This is a genomic window from Amycolatopsis sp. NPDC031561 (assembly GCF_055580625.1).
Genome location: NZ_JBVILA010000007.1, coordinates 205,375 through 226,383 on the forward strand (window position 1 = coordinate 205,375; position 21,009 = coordinate 226,383).

Below are 21,009 nucleotides of genomic sequence, written 5' to 3' on the forward strand. Positions count from 1 at the left end.
ACGACATGACCACGCTCGAACCGGCCGCTGACGCCGCCACGGACAACCTGGCGGCGCTGGAATCCGAGGCCATCCACATCTTCCGCGAGGTGGCGGGCGAGTTCGACCGGCCGGTGATCCTGTTCTCCGGCGGCAAGGACTCGACGCTCCTGCTGCACCTGGCGATCAAGGCGTTCTGGCCCGCGCCGGTGCCGTTCCCGTTGCTGCACGTGGACACCGGGCACAACCTCGACGAGGTCATCGACTTCCGCGACCGCGTGGTCGAGCAGCACGGGCTGCGGCTGCACGTGGCGAAGGTGCAGGACTGGATCGACGACGGCAGGCTCGAAGAGCGCGCCGACGGGATGCGCAACCCGCTGCAGACCACGCCACTGCTCGACACGATCGCCGAGAACAAGTTCGACGCGGTCTTCGGCGGCGGGCGCCGCGACGAGGAACGCGCCCGTGCCAAGGAGCGGATCTTCAGTCTCCGCAACGCTTTCGGCCAGTGGGAGCCGCGTCGGCAGCGCCCCGAACTGTGGAACCTCTACAACGGGCGGCACCGCCCCGGCGAGCAGGTCCGCGTCTTCCCGCTGTCCAACTGGACCGAAGCGGACGTCTGGAACTACATCGCGCGGGAGAAGGTCGAACTTCCGTCGATCTACTACGCGCACCGGCGCGAGGTCTACCAGCGCGACGGCATGTGGCTCACCGAAGGGCCCTGGGGCGGGCCGCGGCCGGGCGAAGACGTGAAAGAACTGACCGTGCGCTACCGGACCGTCGGCGACGGCTCGTGCACGGGCGCCATCGAATCGACCGCCGCCACGGTGGACGAGGTCATCGCCGAGGTCTCGGCCTCCCGGCTCACCGAACGCGGCGCCACCCGCGCCGACGACCGGATGTCGGAGGCGGCGATGGAAGACCGCAAGCGTGAGGGGTACTTCTGATGTCCAGCCTTCTCCGGCTCGCGACCGCGGGCAGCGTGGACGACGGGAAGTCGACCCTGGTCGGGCGGCTCCTGTACGACACCAAATCCGTTCTCGCCGACCAGCTGGACGCGGTCACCCGCGCCAGTGTCGACAAAGGACTGTCCACTCCGGACCTTTCGCTGCTCGTGGACGGCCTGCGCTCGGAACGCGAGCAGGGCATCACGATCGACGTGGCGTACCGGTATTTCGCGACGCCGAGGCGCAGTTTCGTGCTCGCGGACACCCCGGGCCACGTGCAGTACACGCGGAACACGGTGACCGGGGCGTCCACCGCGCAACTGGCGGTGCTGCTGGTCGACGCGCGCAAGGGCGTCATCGAGCAGACCCGCCGTCACGCGGCGGTGCTCGCCCTGCTGGGTGTCCCGCATCTGGTGCTGGCGGTGAACAAGATCGACCTCGTCGGCTACGACGAGGCGACCTTCACGGTGATCGCCGAGGAGTTCGCCGAGCACGCCGCGTCCTTGGGCTACGAGCGGGGTTCCGTGCTCGCGGTGCCGGTTTCGGCGCTGGAGGGCGACAACGTCGCGGAGAAGTCGGACAAGACCCCGTGGTACTCCGGCCCGACCCTGCTGGAGCACCTGGAAACCGTGCCCGTGGCGCCGGATCCGCACGATTCGGCGTTCCGCTTCCCGGTGCAGTACGTGATCCGGCCGCGTACGGCCGATCACCCCGACTACCGGGGTTACGCGGGACAGATCGCGGCGGGCACGGTCCGGCCGGGTGACGAGATCGTCGTGCTCCCGCAAGGCATCCGGAGCCGGGTGGAGGGTATCGACACCGCCGACGGGCCGCTTTCCGAAGCCGGGTCGGGCACCTCGGTGACCCTATTGCTCGCGGACGACCTCGACATCTCGCGGGGTGATCTGATCGCCGCCGCCGACCGGCAGCCGACGGTGACCGACGAGATCACCGCGACCCTGTGCTGGCTCTCGGCCAAGCCGCTCAAACCGGGCGCGCGGGTGCTGGTGAAGCACGGCACGCGGACGGTACAGGCCCTCGTCGGCGAACTCCACGCCCGCTTCGACGAGCAGACTTTGTCCAGTGTGGACGATCCAGCCACCCTGGAGCTCAACGACATCGGCCGGGTCACGCTGAGGCTGGCCGAGGAGATCGGCGTGGACGACTACGGCGTCAGCCCGCGGACGGGCGCGTTCCTGGTCATCGACCCGAAGGACGGCGACACCCTCGCCGCCGGGCTCGTCGGCGAAAGGTTCGCATGACCCCACGCCCCACTCCGCCACTGGTCGCCGTCGCCCACGGCAGCCGCGATCCGCGGTCCGCCGCGACCATCCGCGCCCTGCTCGACGTCTCCCGCGGGCTGGCACCGAGCCTCGACATCCGTGAGTCCTTTTTGGACCTCTCGGAGCCGTTGCTCACCGACGCCCTGCGCGGTCTCTACGCCGAGGGGCATCGCGAGGTCGTCGTGGTTCCGCTGCTGCTCGGCGTGGCCTACCACGCCCGGGTCGACCTGCCCGCGCTCGTCGCCGAGGCGACCGCGGACTGTCCCGGCCTCGACGTGCGGGTTTCCGGGGTGCTGGGCATCGACCCGATCATCGAGACGGTCGCGCTGGACCGGCTCACCGAGGCGGGCGCCGACCTGGACGATCCCGGGCTGGGGGTCCTGCTGGCGGGCGTCGGCTCGTCGAACGTCGCGGCGAACGACGCGGTCGCCGGGATCACCACCCGCTGGCACCTGCGTCGCGGACTGCTCGCGACGCCCGCGTTCGCCAGCGCCGCACAGCCGGACGTCCCCACCGCCATCGCGCGGTTGCGGCTCAACGGCGCGCGGCGGCTCGCCGTCGCGGGCTGGTTCCTCGCGCCGGGACTGCTGCCGGACCGGATCGCGCGCCTGGCCCGCGAAGCCGACCCGTCGGTGATCGTCGCCGGCCCGCTGGGACCGGATCCGCGGATCGCCGGACTCGTCCTGGACCGCTACGACGTCGCCGCCGCCCGGCTCGCCGCCTGATCATTCATCGGCACAGTAGCCCGGCCTGTCCCATTCGGGCGCTTGATGCCGATCTTCGGAGGGTCTTGTTCCCAGTTCCGTGACGCCCCGCGTATGGGAACGGAGAATTCTTGACGAGTTACTTAACTTGCCGGTAACTCTCTAAACGCTGCGCAGCGCCCTTTCTCCCCATCGAACCCCCAGGTAGGTGGAACATGAAGGCTGCCATCCGTGCCCTCGTCTGCGCTTCGGCCGTCCTCGTCCCGTTAGTCGGTCTCTCCGCCCCGGCTTCGGCGGCGACCACCGTCGTCTTCGACTGCGAGGCGAAACCGCCGCTCGTCGGGAACAAGTACCTCAAGCTGAACCAGGACGCCGACGTCACCGCGCCCGCCACGGTCGCGCCCGGTGCCGCCCTCGACGTCGTCATCGACCCGGCGGCCAACACCGTCCCGGCCGAGGTCAGCGGGTACAAGGTCAAGCACATCAAGGACTTCGCGCTGAAGATCCCGATCCCGGCGAACTCGACCTGGGTGGGCGCCGAGCTCAGCGGCGGCTCCGGTATCGGCTCGACCCCACCGAAGATCACCGTCTCGGGCAGCGTCGCGACGCTGAGCTTCCCCGGCCCGATCGCGGGCGGCTCGACGTTCGAACTGCCGACCGTCATGGCGCACCTCACCGCGGGCTCGTCCGGCACCATCGAGACGAAACTGGCGGGCAGCGGCTACGGCGACCCGGGCCTGACCTTCACCGCGGTGGTCAGCGCCGGCTTCGACGTCTCGGCGCCGACGTCGTGTTTCCCGAACCCCAGCCCCACCTTCACCACGACGACCATCGGCTGAGCAACGCCTGCGCCACCATCGGAGCATGGTGGCGCAGGCCACTGCCCGGCCCGACTTCGCCCGTGCGAAGGTGTGGCCATGGCTGACGAACTGGTGCACTACGACGTGGTGGGCGGCACCGCCACGATCACCTTGGACTCCCCGCACAACCGCAACGCGCTCTCCGCCCAGCTGCGGCGTGAACTGAGCGAGTCGCTGGACAAGGCCCAGGCGGACGACGCGGTACGGGTCATCGTGCTCACCCACACCGGTCCGGTGTTCTGTGCCGGGATGGACCTCAAGGAGGCCCGTGGCGCCGGTGCGGGCGCCCAGGGCGTCAACGAGTTCCCGAAGATCCTCGAGCAGCTGTGGACCAGCCCCAAGCCCGTGGTGGCGAGGCTGGCGGGCCCGGCGCGGGCGGGCGGCATCGGCATGGTGGCCGCGACCGACATCGCCGTCGCCACCCGCGAAGCGACCTTCGCCTTCTCCGAGGTGCGGATCGGCGTCGTACCCGCGGTCATCTCGCTCACCGTGCTGCCGCGACTCAACGCCCGCGCCGCGCACGAGCTGTTCCTGACCGGCGACACCTTCGACGCGAAGCGCGCCGTCGAGATCGGCCTGCTGAACTCGGCCGTCTCGGCCGACGAGCTCGACGGCGAGGTCGCCCGCTACGTCAAGGCGCTCGCCCTCGGCGGCCCGAAGGCGCTCGCGGCGACGAAGGAGCTCCTCAGCAAGCCCCGCCCGGCGACACCTGGCGAAGGCTTCGAGGCGATGAACAAGCTGTCCGCCGGGTTCTTCGCGAGCGAAGAGGGCCAGGAGGGCATCACGGCCTTCGCGCAGAAGCGCAAACCGAACTGGGTCCCTGAGGCCTAGGGCGTGTTTCATGAGGCTGTTCGATGGGCTTCGTGATCCAGGTGGTTCCTGACGGTGCGGGCGGATCGGCCTCGTACCGGGTCGTACTCGGCCGCGTCCGCCCGTGCCGTCAGGGGCCGCCTGGGCGCGAAGACCGCGAACTTGGCTTATGAAACACGCCCTAGTCCGGCAGGACCACGGTGAGGCGCCGGGAATCCGATCGGTCCCCGGTCGGTCCCAGCGCCCGCTGTGCGTCCGAGAGCACGCTCCGGACGGCCAGGTAGGCCTTCGGATCGCGATCCTTGAGCACCGAGGAACCGGACCAGATCAGCACGTGCTCACCCGTCGGGAGCCACGACAGGTCGGTGAGACAGTCGTAGAGCGCGTCGAGGTTCTTCCCGAAGTAGTCGGGGAACGACAGCGCCTCCGCGATCGCGTCGAGCGTGGTGGCCTTGTCGACCGTCCGGCCGCCGTCGATCAGATGCGGATGCGCGCCGCGGGTGAACGCCTTGTCCGCCGCGTCCTTCGCCGCGCTCATCGAGCGGTGTCCACTACGACGAAGGACTTGTAGTGGTCCTCGGTGTAGTACAGCTCTTTTCCGGTACCGGTCACCAGCCGCCTCGCGCCGCGATCAGGGCTGCCCGGCGTCTTGACCGTGTATTCCCGGTAGTAGCCGGACGCCTTGGCGGGCAGGACCTTTTCCCGGTTCTGGAAGAGGACGTCGTCGTTACGCGGATACGGATACGGCCCGCCCGCCTTGATGAGTCCCCAGGTCTCGGATGCCTGCGGGGGCAGTCCCGTGAGCGGTTTGACCGGGAGACCGGACTCCTCGCCCGCGATCTTGCCCTTGGCCCGGTTCGCTCCGGTCTCGCCCGACGGCTTCGCCGAAGCGGACGAGCTCGCCGGGGCCGAGGTGCTCTTCGAATCGTCACCGCTGATGCCGTCCTTGACGAACCAGCCGGCGAGCACCAGCACGATCAGGCCGATCAGGGCGGCGGTGATCCGCCTACGGTTGAACATGGTGCGCCAGCTTAGGAGGGCCGGTCGGGGTCGTTCGCATCGCGGGCCGTGCCGAAGAGCCGGGCGACCTTCCCGAAGAGCGTGTCGAGCAACCAGGCCGCGACCAGGCACAGCGGCACCACGACCGCCATGACCAGCACGAACTGCACGGGAAACGGGGCCTGCGCGAGCCACAGCTCGACGCCGTCCCACCAGTCTGCAAGCCCGTTGAACACGCTGTGAGCCTACGCTCGCACCCCCTGCCACCGCCGGTCAGGCCATGTAGGTTGCTGGAATGTTCGCCGTTTACGCTTCCGAACCCAACGCCGAAAAGCCGCTGGACTCGCTCGTGATCGGCGAGCGACCGGAGCCCGAGGTGCCCGAAGGCTGGGTGCGGGTCAACGTCAAGGCCGCCAGCCTCAACATGCACGACCTGTGGACGCTGCGCGGCGTCGGCATCAAACCCGAGCAGTTCCCGATGATCCTGGGCTGTGACGGGGCGGGCACCCTCGACGACGGCACCGAGGTCGTCCTCCACTCGGTGATCAACGCCCCGGGCTGGCAGGGCGACGACACTCTCGACCCGAAGCGCACCCTGCTCACCGAGAAGCACCAAGGCTCCTTCGCCGAACAGGTCGTGGTCCCGGCGCGCAATGTCGTGCCGAAGCCGTCGAGCCTGAGCTTCGCGGAAGCCGCGACCATGGGCACGGCATGGCTGACCGCGTACCGGATGCTGTTCGTGAAGTCCGGGCTGCGGCCGGGACAGACGATGCTGGTCCAGGGCGCCTCCGGCGGCGTCTCGACCGCCCTCGTGCAGCTCGGGCGTGCGGCCGGATTCCGGGTTTGGGTGACAGGGCGTAGCGAAGAGAAGCGTGCGCTGGCCGAGAATCTGGGCGCACATCAGACCTTTGAGTCCGGCGCGCGGCTGCCGGAGCGGGTCGACGCGGTCTTCGAGACCGTCGGGAAGGCGACCTGGTCCCACTCGGTGAAGTCGCTCAAACCGGGCGGGATCATCGTGGTTTCGGGCTCGACCAGCGGTCCGGACGCTCACGCGGAGTTGCAGCGCGTGTTCTTTCTGCAACTGCGTATCGCGGGTTCGACGATGGGGACCAGGGACGAACTGACCGATCTCCTCGCTTATCTGGAGCTCACCGGGGTTCGGCCGCAGATCGGCGCGGAATTGCCGTTTTCGGAAGCGGAAACCGGGTTTAAGAACATGCTCGACGGGGAAACTTCAGGAAAGGTCGTCTTCGCGCATTGATCGGAGGGGTGCGGCCTCCCTTTCACTGCGCACGCAGACGCACATCCACGCGTTCCTCGCAGGTCAAACCGCGATTTCCCGGTCTTGTCAAGTGTCAAGAATGTTATGACTCAGCAAGATTCTCACGACCAAAGTTCGACCAAAATCCGACCTCTCGCGGTTAACCTGGAACCATGACCGCATCGCAGCGGCCCGAACCGGCGGACCCCGGGGGCCGGAACATCGCCGACGCCGACCCGATCCGCGTCTCTTTCCGGCGCTATGCCGGTGTCCGCACCAGAGTGCTCGAAGTCGGGCCGCAGCCGGTGGAATCCACCGACCGCGCGCCCCGGCGGGTACTCGGCAAGCGGGCCACCGCGCGCGGGCACGCCAAGCCGACGGCGCCGAGACTGGTGTTGCTGCACGGCTATTGCGACAGCGCCGACACCTGGCGCCCGGTTCTGGAGCTGCTCGCGGCCGCCGGTGTGCCGGCGGTCGCGGTCGATCTGCCCGGCTTCGGTGACGCTCAGCCACTCCGGCCGGGCCCGATGCTCCCGCAGCTGGACGCCTTCACCGCGGCCGTGATCAAGGAGCAGGCCGTACTCGGCACGGTGGTGCTCGCCGGCAACTCGCTCGGCGGCACGATGAGCCTGCGTGCCGCCGAGAACCACCGGCTGCCGGTCTCGGGCGTGGTGTCGATCGCCGCGCCCGGTTTCGTGGACAGCTGGCTGATCCGCACCGTGGCCCGCTACCCACTGCCGCTGAGGATGTACTCGGCCCTGCCGTTGCCGATCCCCGGTTTCCTCGTGCGCGCCGTCGCCGAGCAGGTCGTCCCCCGGCTGCTGTACGCCAACGCCACCGCCGCGGACGCCGAGCAGGTGCGCCGGTTCACGTCGCTATTCCCGGACTACCGCTCCACCACCAGCCGGCTCGAACAGGCGAGGCAACTCGTCGAGGAGCTGACGAACGCGTACCGGCTCGAAGAGGTCCGCATCCCGCTCCTGGTGGTCGTCTGCGGCAAGGACAAGCTGGTCAGCGCCGCCTCCGGACGGCAGCTGCACGCACTGGTCCCGCACAGCAGGTTGATGGTGCGCGAGGACTGGGGCCACTGCCCGCAGCTGGACGACCCCGTCGAGATCTCGGAGCTGCTGACCTACTTCTCCGCCAGCGCGTCGAGGCCGTCGAAGATCGCCGCCGCTCGCGTGGCCGCCGAAGTGAGCGAGGACACCGTCGCCGGATAGGTGCGGTGTCCCGACTCCCGCTACGTCCATCCATGCCCCCGCCGCCACCCTCAACGGAGCCGCTTCGCGGCACTTGCCTAGTCTCCACTCGGACTGTGACCCAGTCCGAAAGTCACAATCTGTTGGGAGACGACGATGTCCGCACCGCGCAGCCTGGGCACGGGATCCGGGATGTTCCGCCGCAAACCGATCGACCAGATCCAAGAACTCAGTGACGGCGGTGGCGGGCTCCAGCGCACGCTGGGCCTGCGCCAGCTGACCGCGATCGGCGTCGGCGGCATCATCGGCGCGGGGATCTTCTCCCTGGCCGGCGCGGTCGCGAACCAGACGGCCGGCCCCGCCGTGCTCATCTCGTTCCTCATCGCCGGCATCGCCAGCGCGGCCGCCGCGTTCTCCTACGCCGAGTTCGCCGGGCTGATCCCCCGCGCCGGATCCGCGTACACCTACGGGTACACGGTCCTGGGCGAGATCGTCGGCTGGTTCATCGGCTGGGACCTGCTGCTGGAGTACACCGCGATCGTGGCGGTGGTCGCGATCGGCATCTCCGGCTACTTCAACGAGCTGCTGGGTTATCTCAACATCGACCTCCCAACGTGGATGCTGGGCGCTCCGGGCACCGAAAAGGCCGGCGTGGAGCCGGGGTCCTACAAGATCAACCTGTTCGCCGTTCTGCTGTGCCTGCTGATCGCCTTCATCCTCAACCAGGGCATGAAGAACGCGGCCCGGTTCGAGACGCTGCTGGTCTACTTGAAGGTCGGCCTGGTCCTGCTGGTGATCGTCGTCGGCGTCTTCCACATCAACACCGACAACTACTCGAACTTCTTCCCGTTCGGCCTCAGCGGCGCGTTCACCGGCGCGGCGACGGTGTTCTTCGCGGTCTTCGGTTATGACGCCATGTCCACCGCGGCCGAGGAGTCGACCGACTCCCAGAAGCACATGCCGAAGGCGATCATCTACTCGCTCGCCATCTCGATGGTGCTCTACGTGCTGGCCTGCCTGGTCCTGACCGGAATGGTCAACTACAAGGACATCGACAGCGAAGCCGCGTTCTCCAGCGCCTTCGCCGGTGTCGGGATGAAGTGGCTCGGCCTGATCATCGCGGTCGGCGCGATCATCGGTATCACCACGGTGCTGTTCACCTTCCTCATGGGCGCGAGCCGGGTCGGCTACTCGATGAGCCGCGACGGCCTGCTGCCGAAGTGGTTCAGCAAGACCCACCCGGTGCGCAAGGTGCCGAGCCGGATGACGTGGGTGCTCGGCGTCGCGTCGGCGATCATCGCCGGGCTGCTGCCCATCGGCGAGGCCGCGGAACTGACGAACATCGGCATCCTGCTCGCGTTCGTCGTCGTCTGCGTCGCGGTGATCGTGCTGCGCTACAAGCAGCCGGACCTGCCGCGGACGTTCAAGACCCCGGGCATGCCGGTCGTGCCGATCATCGGCATCGTCTTCTCGATCTGGCTGATCACGTTCCTGAACTACCACACCTGGCTGCGGTTCGCGGCCTGGTTCGGCCTCGGCCTGATCGTCTACTTCGCCTACAGCCGCCGTCACTCCGCGATGAACCCGGGCAACGGCAACGCGAAGCAGGTCAGCGGAGACGACTCAAACGCGTAGCGGCTTCGCGGGCTTCGGCTTGGAGGCGTTCGACGATCGACGCCGCCGGGCCGGAGCCCGCGAGTTCGTAGGTCTGCCCCGCGTAGAGGGACATCACTTCCGGGTCACCCGCCTTGCCCGCCGCCGCGCGGATCGGTTTGGTCAGGTTGTTGACCTCCGGATACGCCGACGGCGCCGTGGCCGAGAAGTCCGCGACCGCGCGGTTGACCAGTGACCGGGCGGGACGTCCGCTGAACGCCCTGGTGAACGCCGTCGCCCTTCCCCCGTCCGCGAGCGCCTGCCGGTGCGCGGGCTGCGTCCCGGCTTCGTCCGCCCGCAGGAACGCGGTACCCAGCTGCGCCGCGACGGCGCCCGCCGCCAGCACCGCCGCGATGTCGGCGCCGTGCACGAGCCCACCGGTGGCGACGAGCGGCAAGTCCGTCCGCGCCGAGACCAGGCGAAGCAGGCTGAGCACGCCGTACTGCGCTCCCCCGCCTTCGGCTCCGGGCTCGTCAGCGAAGAGCCCTCGATGCGCTCCGGCTTCGAATCCCTGGACCACGAGCGCGTCCGCACCGGCCGCCACCGCCTGGTCGGCCTCCGCCGGACTGGTGACCGTGACGGCCACCTTGCTCCCGTTGACGTGCAGGCGTTCGACGTCCTCGGGTGAGGGCGTGCCGAAGGTGAAGGAAACGACCGGCACCTTCCGCTCCAGCACGACCTCGAGCTTCGCGGTGTAGGCGTCGTCGTCCCAGCGCGGCTCGCCCGGCTCGACGCCGTAGCGCTCGGCCTCCGCGCGCCAGCGCTCGAGGTGGCCGCCGAGATCCGCGGTCGCGGCGCCACCCGGGACGAAAAGGTTCACCCCGAACGACTCACCGGTGAGTTCGGCCGTCTTCGCGATCCGGTCCGCCAGGGCGTCGGCGCTCAGATAACCCCCGGAGAGGAAGCCGAATCCGCCCGCCGCGGCCACCGCGGCCACGAGCTCCGGAGTGGTCGGCCCGCCCGCCATCGGGGCCGCGATCACGGGGAAACGCAGGTCTTCGAACACGTTTCCGACGATAGTCCTCCCGTGGCGACACGGAATGTGACGTTCGAGTCACTCCAAGGTTCCTTGTTGGTGGTCTAGACCTTTAACGCCGAAAATGCGACGATCGGACGAGTCGTGACGCGGGTCACGTCTCCCGAGTCCCCCAGGAGGCCCTGGTGAAGACCTTGAGAGTGCGGCTGGGCCGCGCCTTCGTCGGGGTGGCGCTGCTCGCCGGCGCCACCACCGCAGCCGCCCCCGTCGCCGACGCGGCCACCCCGCCGTTGCAGGCGATCGTCCCGGTACCGGTTTCGGCCCAGGCGGTCACCGGCGCCGACCACGCCCTGACCGCGAACACCAAGATCTACACGCAGGCCGGTTCGGCGCCTGCCAAGGCCGTCGGCGAGTACCTCGCCGGGGTCCTCCGCACGTCCACCGGCTTCGCCCTGCCCGTCTCCGACGCGCCCTCGGGCACGCCCGCCGACGGCATCTCGCTGCTGTTGTCCGGCGCCGACGCCCGAGTCGGCGACCAGGGTTACCAGCTGAACTCGACGTCCGCCTCGGTCATCTTGCGTGCGACGACGGCTCAGGGCCTCTTCGGCGGCGTTCAGACGCTGCGCCAGTTGCTGCCCGGCAAAATCGAGAGCCCCATGGTGCAGCAAGGCCCCTGGACCATTCCGGGCGCCAACATCCTGGACTATCCGCGTTTCGGCTACCGCGGCGCGATGCTCGACGTCGCCCGGCACTTCCACCCCGTCGCGACCGTCAAGCGGTACATCGACCAGCTGGCGCAGTACAAGATCAACAACCTGCACCTGCACCTGGCCGACGACCAGGGCTGGCGCATCCAGATCGACAGCTGGCCACGGCTGACGACCTACGGCGGCAGCACCCAGGTCGGCGGCGGCGCCGGCGGCTACTACACCAAGGCGCAGTACACCGAGATCGTGAACTACGCGGCTTCGCGGTTCATCACGGTCATCCCGGAGATCGACATGCCCGGGCACACCAACGCCGCCCAGGCGTCGTACGCCGAACTGAACTGCAACAACACCGCTCCCCCGCTGCGCACCGACACCGCGGTCGGCTACAGCTCGCTCTGCATTTCGAAGGAGCTCACCTACACCTTCGTCAACGACGTGATCCGGGAGGTCGCCGCGCTGACACCCGGGCCGTACTTCCACCTCGGCGGTGACGAGGCCCAGGCCACCAGCGACACGGACTACCGGACCTTCATGAACCGTGTGCTGCCGATGGTGGCCGCCGCGGGCAAGCAGGTCGTGGGCTGGCACGAGATCGGCAAGGCCACCCTGCCCGCCACGGCGACTCCGCAGTTCTGGGGCACGACGACCTCCAGCACGGAGGTCTCGAACGCCGTCGCCCGCGGCAGCAAGGTGATCCTGTCGCCGGCGAACAAGGCGTACCTGGACATGAAGTACAACTCCAGCACACCGATCGGGCTGTCGTGGGCGGGATACATCGAGGTCCAGGACGCCTACAACTGGAACCCGGGCGCCTACCTCTCCGGTGTGCCCGAATCCGCCGTCCGCGGCGTCGAATCCCCACTGTGGACCGAAACCGTGGTGACCCCGGCGAACATCGACTACCTCGCCTTCCCGAGGCTTCCGGCGCACGCCGAACTCGGCTGGTCGCAGTGGTCGACGCACGACTGGAACGTCTTCCGGGTACGCCTCGGCGCGCAGGCCCCGCGCTGGCAGGCACAAGGCATCAACTACTACGCGTCGAGCCAGGTGCCCTGGGAAACCGGATCCGGCAACCCCGGCACCTGCTCACTCCCGGCGTGGGACCGCGCCTCGGTCTACACCGGCGGATCGACCGTCTCCCACAACGGGCACAAGTGGGCGGCACAGTGGTGGACGCAGGGCGAAGAGCCCGGGACCACCGGCCAATGGGGAGTCTGGCGCGACAACGGCACCTGCTGAATCCCGCCGGGGCCGGTGGGGGTTTCGGAAATCCTCGCCGGTCCCGGCCAAAGCCTTCTAAGCTGGCGGCATAGGGGCACACCCGGCGAGAACACGCTGGCACCACAGGTTCGCCGTTCACGAGATGATGGGCGCGGTCACCTTCGGCATCGGTCTCCTCGTGACCATCGGGTACGTGACGATGCTGGCCATGGGCAAGCAGATCGCTCCGTGGCACTTCATGGTTCCGTTCCTGCTCATCTGGCTGGCGGCGGGATACTCGATGGCGGTGCCCGTCCTTTCCCAGCGACCATCCGGGATCCGAGTCCGTGAAGAAGGCCGGTTCTTCCCCCGGCGACACATCGCCTGGGAAGACATCTCGGAGTTCATCGTGACCTCGAAGACCGAAGATCTCACGTCGGAGTTCCTCAAGGCTCCCAAGACCGAGGAGTTCGGAGCCGGCCGCCCGATCCTCGTCGTCAAGCTCCGGGACGGCCGCCGGGTGCCGACGGAATTCCAAAGCCTGGGGAAGGAATCCCCCTTTGCCACCGGTCCGGAAGAGGAAGAGAGTCCCGGCTTCTATTGGCAACCGGCCAGGAAGTTCGACAACACCGTGATCGCCCTCCGGGCCACTCTCGCGGCTCACCGTTCGTCTCCCGCGGAGGGCTGACCGGAGCGCTACGGTGGTTCCATGGCCGCAGACCTCGAACTCGTCCGCACTCTTTCCTTGCGCGAAAACGGACTCGCGACCGTCGCGACGGTCCGCGCGGACGGCACCGTGCACTCGTCGGTGGTGAACGCCGGGGTGATCGAAGACCCCGTCACCAAGGCTCCGGGAGTCGGTTTCGTCGCGGTGGGCGGGGCGAAGAAACTCGACCTGTTCCGCCGGGCGGGCCACGCCACGATCACCTTCCGCCGCGGCTGGGAATGGGCGGCGGTCCAGGGCACCGTCCACCTCATCGGCCCGGACGACCCGGATCCGGACTTCGACCCGGCAGGACTCCCCGCGCTGCTGCGCGAGGTCTTCGTCGCGGCGACAGGCACCCATGACGACTGGGACGAGTACGACCGCGTGATGGCGGCCGAACGCCGTGTCGCCGTCTTCGTCACGGCGAACCGTGTCAGCGGAAATCGCTGACACGAAAAAGGCCGCCCGACAACGCTTCGGGCGGCCTTTTCGCGAGTATCGCTACTTCTTCTTGCCGTTGTCCTCAGTGGACAGTGCGGCGACGAAGGCCTCCTGCGGGACCTCGACCCGGCCGACGGTCTTCATCCGCTTCTTGCCTTCCTTCTGCTTTTCCAGCAGCTTGCGCTTACGCGAGATGTCACCGCCGTAGCACTTCGCGAGCACGTCCTTGCGGATCGCGCGGATGGTCTCGCGGGCGATGATCCTGGCCCCGATGGCGGCCTGGATCGGCACCTCGAAGTTCTGCCGCGGGATCAGCTCGCGAAGCCGGTTCACCATGCGGTTGCCGTAGTTGTAGGCGTCGTCCTTGTGCACGATCGCGGAGAACGCGTCCACGCCCTCGCCCTGCAGCAGGATGTCCACCTTGACCAGGTCCGCCGCCTGCGAACCGGCCTCTTCGTAGTCCAGCGACGCGTAGCCGCGCGTACGCGACTTCAGCGTGTCGAAGAAGTCGAAGATGATCTCACCCAGCGGCATGTTGTACCGCAGCTCGACGCGGTCTTCGGACAGGTAGTCCATACCGAGCAGCTGGCCGCGCTTGTTCTGGCACAGCTCCATGATCGTGCCGATGAACTCGGACGGCGCCAGGATGCTCACCTTGCTGACCGGCTCGAGCACCTTGTCGATCTTGTTCCCGGTCGGCCAGTCCGACGGGTTGGTGACGTGGATTTTCTTGCCGTCGTCCTGCACGATGTCGTAGACCACGTTCGGCGCGGTGGAGATCAGGTCGAGGCCGAACTCGCGTTCCAGCCGGTCCCGGGTGATCTCCAGGTGCAGCAGGCCGAGGAAGCCGCAGCGGAAGCCGAAGCCGAGCGCCACCGACGTCTCGGGCTCGTAGTCCAGCGCGGCGTCGTTGAGCTGGAGCTTGTCCAGGGCCTCGCGCAGCTCGGGGTAGTCCGAACCGTCCACCGGGTACAGGCCGGAATAGACCATCGGCTTCGGCTCGCGGTAGCCCGCGAGGGCCTCCTTCGCGCCGTTGCGCTCGGAGGTCACGGTGTCACCGACCTTGGACTGCCGGACGTCCTTCACCCCGGTGATCAGGTAGCCGACCTCGCCGACGCCCAGCCCCTTGCTGGCCTTGGGCTCCGGCGAAATGATCCCGACTTCCAGCAGCTCGTGCGTGGCGCCGGTGGACATCATCTTGATCCGCTCGCGCGGGGTGATCTTGCCGTCGACGACCCTGATGTAGGTCACGACGCCCCGGTAGGTGTCGTACACCGAGTCGAAGATCATCGCCCGTGCCGGGGCGTCCGCGTCACCCTGCGGTGCGGGCACCTGCTTCACGACCGCGTCGAGGAGCTCGCCGACCCCGACACCGGTCTTCGCGGACACGCGGAGCACGTCCGACGGTTCGCAGCCGATGATGTGCGCGATCTCGGCGGCGTACTTGTCCGGGTCCGCGGACGGCAGGTCGATCTTGTTGAGCACCGGGATGATCTGAAGGTTGTTCTCCAGCGCGAGGTAGAGGTTCGCGAGCGTCTGCGCCTCGATCCCCTGTGCGGCGTCGACCAGCAGGACAGCCCCTTCACACGCTTCGAGCGCGCGGGAGACCTCGTAGGTGAAGTCGACGTGGCCGGGGGTGTCGATCATGTGCAGGACGTGGTCCTGACCTTCGACCTTCCAGGGCAGGCGCACGTTCTGCGCCTTGATGGTGATCCCGCGTTCCCGCTCGATGTCCATGCGGTCGAGGTACTGCGCACGCATGGCCCGTTCCTCGACCACACCGGTGAGCTGCAGCATCCGGTCGGCCAGGGTCGACTTGCCGTGGTCGATGTGCGCGATGATGCAGAAGTTCCGGATGAGCTCCGGGGGCGTGAAGGTCGTGTCGGCGAACGTCGTCAACGGGTTTCCTCGCGAAGGTCGGGGTGTGCCACCTCTATGCTCCCATGCCGCTCCGGGTGCGAGTGGGGGTCATCCCCGATGCGGCCCGTGGCGTGCTGTGGTGCCCTCGAAGTATGAGTAATTCACTGACCCAGATCCTCGACAAGACGTTCGGCCATCCCAGGGGACTGCTCGGCCGGTTCGGTGGCCTGGCGATGGCGCACGGCAACGCTGCCACCGAACTCCGCATCGTCGAACTGGCGTCGATCGAGTCGGGCGAAACCACCCTGGTCGTGGGGCCTGGTCCTGGTATCGGCCTGCAGGCCGCGGCCGAACGCGCCGGCCGCGCGATCGGCGTCGATCCGTCCCCGGAGATGCTCGCCCGGGCCCGCAGACGGTGTGGCGACAAGGTGGAGCTGCGGAGCGGCGCGGCGGACTCCACGGGCGAGCCGGACGAGACCGTCGACGTGGTCCTGAGCGTCAACAACGTGCAGCTGTGGGAGGACCGGGCGGCCGGGTTCGCCGAGCTGTTCCGCGTGCTCCGGCCGGGCGGCAGGCTGCTGCTGTCGTCGCACGAGAAATGGCTGCCGGTTTCCCGCCACGAGCTGGCCGACGAAGCGGACGCCGCCGGCTTCACCGACCTGCAGACCTGGACCTGGGACCCGCCGGGCTTCGGCGCCTCGCTCGCCGCTCAGCTGCGCGCGGTCAAGCCCGCGGCCTAACGCGGGTCGGTCCGCAACGGATGCTCACGCGGTACCTCGACCAGCACGATCCTGGTGCCGTCCGGGTCGGCGATCCACGCTTCGTCCAGGCCCCAGGGTTCACGGCGAGCCCCGCGAACCGGGTCCAAGCCCTTCGCGGCGAGTTCCTCGAGTGCCGCGGGCAGGTCCCGGACCTGGAGCCACAAGGCGACGTCAGGGGTCGGGCCCGTCTTCCCGGTACCGACGATCTCGATCGACCCGTTCCCGGCGAAGAACACCGTCCCACCAGGGAACTCCTTGTCGATCGCCAAGCCAAGGGTGTCCCGATAGAACGCCGTCGACACGTCGAGGTCCTTCGGGTGGATCAGCACCCTGCTGCTCAGCACGTCCATGGCTCAATCCCTACCCGATGGGTTCAGGCCATCGCAATCGCGGCGATGCCCGCCAGCACCACCACGGACCCGACAAGCCTGCGCACGGCGTTCGCCTCCTTCAAGATCAGCCAGGCCGCCAGGCCGCCGAGGACGATGCTCAACTCCCGCGCGGGTGCGACGAGGCTCACCGGAGCGATCCGAAGCGCGTAAAGGACCAGCAGGTAGGCGATCGGTGAGAACAGGCCGACGATGACGATTTCGCGCTTGTGCTCGCGCCAGAGCCACGAGACCTCTTCGCGGTCCTTCAGCGCGTACGGCGCCATGAGCAGGCTCTGCACGATCGCGCCGGTTCCGAAGTAGACGATCGGCGGGACACCGAGACCGGTGACCGAATGCGCGTCCCAGAGTGTGTAGGCGGCGATCGTCAGCCCGGTCAGCAGCCCGTACGCCACGCCCTTGCGGCGAGCGACGCGATCCGCGGCGTCGGCGTGGGCGGGTGCCCGCCCGGTACCGATGACCAGCACCCCGGCGACCACGAGGAACGCGCCCACCAGGCCGAGCGGCCCTGGTCGCTCCCCGAGCAGCACGACTGCCGCGAGCACCGAGATCAGCGGCCCGGTCCCGCGGGCGAGGGGATACACAACGGACAGGTCACCGACGGCGTACCCCCGCTGGAGGACGACTCCGTAGGTGACGTGGAACACCGCGGTGACCGCGGCGGCCAGCAGCCATGTCCACTGTGGACGTTGCGGCTCCACGGCCAGTGAAACCGCCATGACGGGGATGAGCAGGATCGCGGACAAGCTGTAGTACGCCCAGACGAACCGGGCTCCGCCACGGCGGATCCGCTTGGCTGCCAGATTCCAGCCCGCGTGAATGACGGCGGCGGCGATGACGAGGGACAGGGCGGTGGCGTTCACTGCGGACCTTTCACGTTTTCCGCGCATGCGGAAAACACCGGTCCTCCAGGCTTTTGTCCCGTCAGATGAACGGCGGTGCTTCCGGCCCCGCCGATGGTGCCGCTCGGACCTGTCCCGCTTGCCCTGATTGTGTGTTTCGTTGAACGGGCAGGCGGCGGAACCCTAGGCACTACGCTCTCGACCGTACCGCAAGAGCCCCTCCGGAGGCGGCCGAGATCCGCTCCGGGACGACTGTTAAGCTGGCCCTTCACCGCTGTGTGGCATTCCGTCATGGAGGAAACCCGCGCCGCTTTCACGAGCGCGCAGGGCCGGTCACAGCGCGGCGGTGAAACCACCGAGAGAGTCAAGAGGAGCGCCCCCGTGGCCAACATCAAGTCGCAGATCAAGCGCATCACCACCAACGAGAAGGCGCGTCAGCGCAACCAGGCGATCCGGTCCTCGGTGAAGACCGCGATCCGCAAGTTCCGCGAGGCCGCCGACTCCGGCGACAAGGCCAAGGCCCTGGAGCTGCAGAAGGACGCGGCCAAGAAGCTGGACAAGGCCGTGACCAAGGGCGTTCTCCACGCCAACCAGGCCGCCAACAAGAAGTCCGCGCTGGCGAAGCGCGCTAACTCGCTCTGATTTTTAATCGCGCGCTGACGTAAACGCGATGAAGGGGCGCCGACCCGCTTGTCACTCACGTGGCGCGGGGAGGCGCCCCTTCATCGCGTTTACGTGGGCCTTCGGCCCAAGAGAGGGCGCGCGACTGGTGAAGTCTCGCCGTCGCGCTGGCGCGCTTCCGGCGAGACGAGTCCGCCGGTCCGGTTGTCGGGCGCGTTGATCGTCGGGCTCGGTCCAGTGAGCGCTGGGCGTGGTCCGGCGGGTGTGTTAGCGGCTGGGGGTGCCGTGTGCGGCGACGACCTCCAGGACGGCGCGTTCCAACGCGTATTCCGGGTCGGCGGCGGCGCCCTTGACCTCGGCGTTGAGCCGGGCGACGATCCGCATGGCGGTGGCGAGACCGTCCTGCCCCCAGCCCCGTGCCTGCCCCTGCGCCTTGCGTACCTTCCACGGCGGCATCCCCAGCTCGCCCGCCATCTGGTTCGGGTTCCCGCGCCCCGCGCCGGACACCCGCGCGATCGTCCGGACCGCGTCGGCGAGGGCGTCCGCGACCAGCACGTACGGAACGCCCAGCTGCATCGCCCAGCGCAGTGACTCCAGCGCCGCCGCCATGTCGCCGGCGACGGCCTTCTCGGCGACGGCGAACCCGTTCACGTCCGCGCGGCCCCGGTGGTAGCGGCGGACCGCCTGCTCGTCGACCGCTCCCCCGGCGTCCGCGACGAGCTGGGTCGCGGCCGAAGACAACTCGCGCAGATCCGAGCCCACCGCATCGATCAGCGCGAGCACGGCCGCACCGTCGATCTTCCCGCCGACCCGGCGAACTTCGTTGCGGACAAAGGATTCCCGCTCAGCGGCCTTGGTCAGTTTCGGGCACTCGACGACCTCCGCCCCGGCCTTCTTCAAGGCCGCGGGAAGCGCCTTCGCGGCCTTGCTCCGGCCGCCTCCGCTGTGCACGACGACGAGCACGATGCCCTCGGCGGGCGCCTTGACGTAGGCCATCACCCCGTCGGCGAGCTCCTGCGAGATGTCGTGCGCGGATTCGAGGACGATCACCCTGCCCTCGGCGAACAACGAGGGGCTGACCATCTCCGCGAGCGCGGGGACTGTGAGGTCCGACACCCGGATCCGGGACAGATCCGCCGTCGGATCGGCAGCTTTGGCCGCGTCCGAAGCGCTGCGGACCGCGCGTTCGATCAGCAGCTCTTCCTCACCGAGAACCAGGACCAGCGGCGATGGGGCGGAAGCTTGCGTCGTCACGGTGACGATCCTCCCACTCGTCCTCTCGGGTGCTTTGTCCGGTGACGTGTTCCGGGCACGGTGGCCCCACCCGAGCCTCATGTCGTACGGTGTTGGCGAGGCGACGCGATCGAACGCGTGCCGACAATCGAATACCGCTCATCCAGAGGGGCAGAGGGAACGGCCCGATGAAGCCCCGGCAACCGGCGTCAGCCTGTCATTCCGCGATCGCGGGATAGCTGACGAACACGGTGCCAATTCCGGCCCGCCATGGCGGGGCAGATGAGGAAGGAACCTCGCGATGACCGCAACCCTCGGCACGACCTCCACCACCAAGACCCCGGATCTCGGACCGGCCGTCGAACTGGTGTCGAAGGAAGAGGGACACCGGCAGCCGCTCGCCCCCGAATTCGTTTCCGCCGAGGACTTCTCGCCGCTCGAAGTCGCCTACGACTTCGGCCGCGTGCGCCGCGAGGACATCGAAGCCGGGCCGAAGAACATCTGGCGCTACAAGAAACTCCTTCCTGTTCCCTCGAACGTCGAGGAAATCCCCAACACCGAACCCGGCGCCACCAGGCTCATCCAGGCCGACAGGCTCGCGAAGGCGTTGGGCGTCAAGAAGGTCTGGGTCAAGGACGACACCGGCAACCCGACCCACTCGTTCAAGGACCGCGTGGTCGCCGTCGCGCTGGCCGCCGCGCGCGAGTTCGGGTTCGACGTGCTCGCCTGTCCGTCGACCGGCAACCTGGCCAACGCGGTCGCCGCCGCGGCGGCCCGCGCCGGCTGGCGGTCGGTCGTGCTGATCCCGAAGACCCTCGAGCGCGCCAAGATCCTCACCACCGCCGTGTACGACGGCGACCTGATCGCGGTCGACGGCAACTACGACGACGTGAACCGGCTCGCCACCCAGCTCGCCGCCGAGCAGGAGAGCTGGGCGTTCGTCAACGTGAACGTCCGGCCCTACTACTCCGAGGGCTCCAAGACGCTGGCCTTCGAGGTCGCCGAGCAGCTCGGCTGGCGGCTTCCCTCGCAGATCGTGGTGCCGATCGCCTCCGGTTCCCAGCTCACCAAGGTGGACAAGGGTTTCCGCGAGTTCGGGCAGCTCGGCCTCGTCGACGAGACGCCGTACAAGGTGTTCGGCGCGCAGGCCACCGGATGCTCGCCCGTCTCGGCGGCGTTCCGCGCCGGCCACGACGTCGTCCAGCCGGTCAAGCCGGACACGATCGCCCGTTCGCTGGCGATCGGCAACCCGGCCGACGGCCCCTACGTCCTCGACGTGGTCAACCGCACCGGCGGTGCGATCGAAGACGTCACCGACGAAGAGGTCGTCGAGGGCATCCGTCTGCTCGCCCGCACCGAAGGCGTCTTCACCGAGACCGCCGGCGGGGTCACCGTGGCGACGGCCAAGAAGCTCATCGAGACCGGCAAGCTCAACCCGGACGAGGAGATCGTTCTCCTGATCACCGGTGACGGCCTCAAGACCCTCGACGCCGTCGAGGACAAGGTCGGCCCGAAGGCCACCGTCAGCGCCTCGGCCGACGCGGTCCGCGAGGCTCTCGGCATCTGAGTTCCCGG

The 21,009-nt window shown here is 68.5% G+C and carries 22 protein-coding genes and 1 riboswitch; of the genes, 14 read left to right on the forward strand and 8 right to left on the reverse strand.

The window, feature by feature from the left end; genetic code table 11:
- Positions 1 to 5 precede the first annotated feature (5 nt).
- The 5 genes from cysD to ACZ5IK_RS17820 all read left to right on the forward strand — a co-directional run bounded on the left by cysD (position 6) and on the right by ACZ5IK_RS17820 (position 4,604).
- The gene (gene cysD, locus ACZ5IK_RS17800; protein WP_465488662.1) at positions 6 to 926 is read left to right on the forward strand and encodes a sulfate adenylyltransferase subunit CysD; all 921 of its coding nucleotides are present in this window, start codon (positions 6 to 8) and stop codon (positions 924 to 926) included.
- A complete protein-coding gene (locus ACZ5IK_RS17805; RefSeq protein WP_465488663.1) occupies positions 926 to 2,188 on the forward strand; it encodes a sulfate adenylyltransferase subunit 1 in 1,263 nt (420 codons plus the stop codon). The genes cysD and ACZ5IK_RS17805 overlap by 1 nt, the downstream gene beginning before the upstream one ends.
- Complete coding sequence (locus tag ACZ5IK_RS17810; protein WP_465488664.1) at positions 2,185 to 2,934, forward strand: sirohydrochlorin chelatase; 750 nt, start codon at positions 2,185 to 2,187, stop codon at positions 2,932 to 2,934. The genes ACZ5IK_RS17805 and ACZ5IK_RS17810 overlap by 4 nt, the downstream gene beginning before the upstream one ends.
- Before the next feature lie 194 nt (positions 2,935 to 3,128).
- On the forward strand, positions 3,129 to 3,752 hold the full coding sequence (locus ACZ5IK_RS17815; RefSeq protein ID WP_465488665.1) for a cyclase: 624 nt from the start codon (positions 3,129 to 3,131) through the stop codon (positions 3,750 to 3,752).
- Positions 3,753 to 3,830: 78 nt separating this feature from the next.
- Entirely contained in the window at positions 3,831 to 4,604 is a 774-nt protein-coding gene (locus ACZ5IK_RS17820; RefSeq protein WP_465488666.1) for an enoyl-CoA hydratase family protein, read from the forward strand.
- A gap of 160 nt (positions 4,605 to 4,764) precedes the next feature.
- Here the strand turns inward: ACZ5IK_RS17820 and ACZ5IK_RS17825 are convergent, their stop codons facing one another.
- The 3 genes from ACZ5IK_RS17825 to ACZ5IK_RS17835 are packed head-to-tail and all read right to left on the reverse strand — an operon-like array spanning position 4,765 to position 5,818.
- On the reverse strand, positions 4,765 to 5,121 hold the full coding sequence (locus tag ACZ5IK_RS17825; RefSeq protein ID WP_101606034.1) for a barstar family protein: 357 nt from the start codon (positions 5,119 to 5,121) through the stop codon (positions 4,765 to 4,767).
- A complete protein-coding gene (locus tag ACZ5IK_RS17830) occupies positions 5,118 to 5,603 on the reverse strand; it encodes a guanyl-specific ribonuclease (protein WP_465488667.1) in 486 nt (161 codons plus the stop codon). Before ACZ5IK_RS17830 ends, ACZ5IK_RS17825 begins: the two co-directional genes overlap by 4 nt.
- Before the next feature lie 11 nt (positions 5,604 to 5,614).
- On the reverse strand, positions 5,615 to 5,818 hold the full coding sequence (locus ACZ5IK_RS17835) for a CDP-alcohol phosphatidyltransferase family protein (protein ID WP_101606032.1): 204 nt from the start codon (positions 5,816 to 5,818) through the stop codon (positions 5,615 to 5,617).
- A gap of 59 nt (positions 5,819 to 5,877) precedes the next feature.
- On the opposite strand from ACZ5IK_RS17835, the gene ACZ5IK_RS17840 reads away from it, so the two are divergent.
- From ACZ5IK_RS17840 to ACZ5IK_RS17850, 3 genes are all read left to right on the forward strand, one after another.
- A complete protein-coding gene (locus tag ACZ5IK_RS17840) occupies positions 5,878 to 6,843 on the forward strand; it encodes a zinc-binding dehydrogenase (RefSeq protein ID WP_465488668.1) in 966 nt (321 codons plus the stop codon).
- Positions 6,844 to 7,016: 173 nt separating this feature from the next.
- Positions 7,017 to 8,063, forward strand: a complete 1,047-nt coding sequence (locus ACZ5IK_RS17845; protein WP_465488669.1) for an alpha/beta hydrolase — start codon at positions 7,017 to 7,019, stop codon at positions 8,061 to 8,063.
- A 135-nt stretch (positions 8,064 to 8,198) separates the two neighbouring features.
- The gene (locus tag ACZ5IK_RS17850) at positions 8,199 to 9,677 is read left to right on the forward strand and encodes an amino acid permease (protein WP_465488670.1); all 1,479 of its coding nucleotides are present in this window, start codon (positions 8,199 to 8,201) and stop codon (positions 9,675 to 9,677) included.
- Here ACZ5IK_RS17850 and ACZ5IK_RS17855 read toward each other — a convergent pair.
- Complete coding sequence (locus ACZ5IK_RS17855) at positions 9,652 to 10,701, reverse strand: nitronate monooxygenase (RefSeq protein WP_465488671.1); 1,050 nt, start codon at positions 10,699 to 10,701, stop codon at positions 9,652 to 9,654. The two genes, ACZ5IK_RS17850 and ACZ5IK_RS17855, sit on opposite strands and share 26 nt — an antisense overlap.
- 155 nt (positions 10,702 to 10,856) lie before the next feature.
- On the opposite strand from ACZ5IK_RS17855, the gene ACZ5IK_RS17860 reads away from it, so the two are divergent.
- From ACZ5IK_RS17860 to ACZ5IK_RS17870, 3 genes are all read left to right on the forward strand, one after another.
- Complete coding sequence (locus ACZ5IK_RS17860; protein WP_465488672.1) at positions 10,857 to 12,620, forward strand: family 20 glycosylhydrolase; 1,764 nt, start codon at positions 10,857 to 10,859, stop codon at positions 12,618 to 12,620.
- Between the two features lie 124 nt (positions 12,621 to 12,744).
- Positions 12,745 to 13,269 carry a hypothetical protein gene (locus tag ACZ5IK_RS17865; RefSeq protein ID WP_465488673.1) on the forward strand — a complete coding sequence of 175 codons (525 nt, stop codon included), beginning with the start codon at positions 12,745 to 12,747 and terminating at the stop codon, positions 13,267 to 13,269.
- 21 nt (positions 13,270 to 13,290) lie between these two features.
- On the forward strand, positions 13,291 to 13,737 hold the full coding sequence (locus ACZ5IK_RS17870) for a pyridoxamine 5'-phosphate oxidase family protein (protein ID WP_465488674.1): 447 nt from the start codon (positions 13,291 to 13,293) through the stop codon (positions 13,735 to 13,737).
- 51 nt (positions 13,738 to 13,788) lie between these two features.
- On the opposite strand, the gene lepA is transcribed toward ACZ5IK_RS17870, so the two are convergent.
- A complete protein-coding gene (lepA, locus tag ACZ5IK_RS17875) occupies positions 13,789 to 15,627 on the reverse strand; it encodes a translation elongation factor 4 (protein WP_465488675.1) in 1,839 nt (612 codons plus the stop codon).
- Positions 15,628 to 15,740: 113 nt separating this feature from the next.
- On the opposite strand from lepA, the gene ACZ5IK_RS17880 reads away from it, so the two are divergent.
- On the forward strand, positions 15,741 to 16,328 hold the full coding sequence (locus tag ACZ5IK_RS17880; RefSeq protein WP_465488676.1) for a class I SAM-dependent methyltransferase: 588 nt from the start codon (positions 15,741 to 15,743) through the stop codon (positions 16,326 to 16,328).
- Here the strand turns inward: ACZ5IK_RS17880 and ACZ5IK_RS17885 are convergent.
- A complete protein-coding gene (locus tag ACZ5IK_RS17885) occupies positions 16,325 to 16,699 on the reverse strand; it encodes a VOC family protein (RefSeq protein WP_101606023.1) in 375 nt (124 codons plus the stop codon). The genes ACZ5IK_RS17880 and ACZ5IK_RS17885 overlap by 4 nt on opposite strands.
- A gap of 23 nt (positions 16,700 to 16,722) precedes the next feature.
- Positions 16,723 to 17,628 (reverse strand): EamA family transporter, encoded by a 906-nt coding sequence (locus ACZ5IK_RS17890; RefSeq protein ID WP_101606022.1) that lies wholly within the window; start codon positions 17,626 to 17,628, stop codon positions 16,723 to 16,725.
- A 333-nt stretch (positions 17,629 to 17,961) separates the two neighbouring features.
- Here ACZ5IK_RS17890 and rpsT point away from each other — a divergent pair, with 333 nt between their 5' ends.
- Positions 17,962 to 18,222 carry a 30S ribosomal protein S20 gene (gene rpsT, locus ACZ5IK_RS17895; RefSeq protein WP_037310642.1) on the forward strand — a complete coding sequence of 87 codons (261 nt, stop codon included), beginning with the start codon at positions 17,962 to 17,964 and terminating at the stop codon, positions 18,220 to 18,222.
- Positions 18,223 to 18,468: 246 nt separating this feature from the next.
- Here rpsT and holA read toward each other — a convergent pair whose 3' ends face one another.
- Positions 18,469 to 19,455: a DNA polymerase III subunit delta gene (holA, locus tag ACZ5IK_RS17900; RefSeq protein WP_101606021.1), complete on the reverse strand. Its 987-nt coding sequence runs from the start codon at positions 19,453 to 19,455 to the stop codon at positions 18,469 to 18,471.
- Between the two features lie 135 nt (positions 19,456 to 19,590).
- Positions 19,591 to 19,723, forward strand: a riboswitch (SAM riboswitch).
- 12 nt (positions 19,724 to 19,735) lie between these two features.
- On the opposite strand from holA, the gene thrC reads away from it, so the two are divergent.
- Positions 19,736 to 21,001 (forward strand): threonine synthase, encoded by a 1,266-nt coding sequence (thrC, locus tag ACZ5IK_RS17905; RefSeq protein ID WP_101606020.1) that lies wholly within the window; start codon positions 19,736 to 19,738, stop codon positions 20,999 to 21,001.
- Positions 21,002 to 21,009: the final 8 nt, after the last annotated feature.

Coding starts and splice junctions, on each gene's coding strand:
- cysD (WP_465488662.1), top strand. CDS start 6: ATGACCACGCTCGAACCGGCCGCTGACGCCGCCACGGACAACCTGGCG.
- ACZ5IK_RS17805 (WP_465488663.1), top strand. CDS start 926: ATGTCCAGCCTTCTCCGGCTCGCGACCGCGGGCAGCGTGGACGACGGG.
- ACZ5IK_RS17810 (WP_465488664.1), top strand. CDS start 2,185: ATGACCCCACGCCCCACTCCGCCACTGGTCGCCGTCGCCCACGGCAGC.
- ACZ5IK_RS17815 (WP_465488665.1), top strand. CDS start 3,129: ATGAAGGCTGCCATCCGTGCCCTCGTCTGCGCTTCGGCCGTCCTCGTC.
- ACZ5IK_RS17820 (WP_465488666.1), top strand. CDS start 3,831: ATGGCTGACGAACTGGTGCACTACGACGTGGTGGGCGGCACCGCCACG.
- ACZ5IK_RS17825 (WP_101606034.1), bottom strand. CDS start 5,121: ATGAGCGCGGCGAAGGACGCGGCGGACAAGGCGTTCACCCGCGGCGCG.
- ACZ5IK_RS17830 (WP_465488667.1), bottom strand. CDS start 5,603: ATGTTCAACCGTAGGCGGATCACCGCCGCCCTGATCGGCCTGATCGTG.
- ACZ5IK_RS17840 (WP_465488668.1), top strand. CDS start 5,878: ATGTTCGCCGTTTACGCTTCCGAACCCAACGCCGAAAAGCCGCTGGAC.
- ACZ5IK_RS17845 (WP_465488669.1), top strand. CDS start 7,017: ATGACCGCATCGCAGCGGCCCGAACCGGCGGACCCCGGGGGCCGGAAC.
- ACZ5IK_RS17850 (WP_465488670.1), top strand. CDS start 8,199: ATGTCCGCACCGCGCAGCCTGGGCACGGGATCCGGGATGTTCCGCCGC.
- ACZ5IK_RS17865 (WP_465488673.1), top strand. CDS start 12,745: ATGATGGGCGCGGTCACCTTCGGCATCGGTCTCCTCGTGACCATCGGG.
- ACZ5IK_RS17870 (WP_465488674.1), top strand. CDS start 13,291: ATGGCCGCAGACCTCGAACTCGTCCGCACTCTTTCCTTGCGCGAAAAC.
- ACZ5IK_RS17880 (WP_465488676.1), top strand. CDS start 15,741: ATGAGTAATTCACTGACCCAGATCCTCGACAAGACGTTCGGCCATCCC.
- ACZ5IK_RS17885 (WP_101606023.1), bottom strand. CDS start 16,699: ATGGACGTGCTGAGCAGCAGGGTGCTGATCCACCCGAAGGACCTCGAC.
- ACZ5IK_RS17890 (WP_101606022.1), bottom strand. CDS start 17,628: ATGCGCGGAAAACGTGAAAGGTCCGCAGTGAACGCCACCGCCCTGTCC.
- thrC (WP_101606020.1), top strand. CDS start 19,736: ATGACCGCAACCCTCGGCACGACCTCCACCACCAAGACCCCGGATCTC.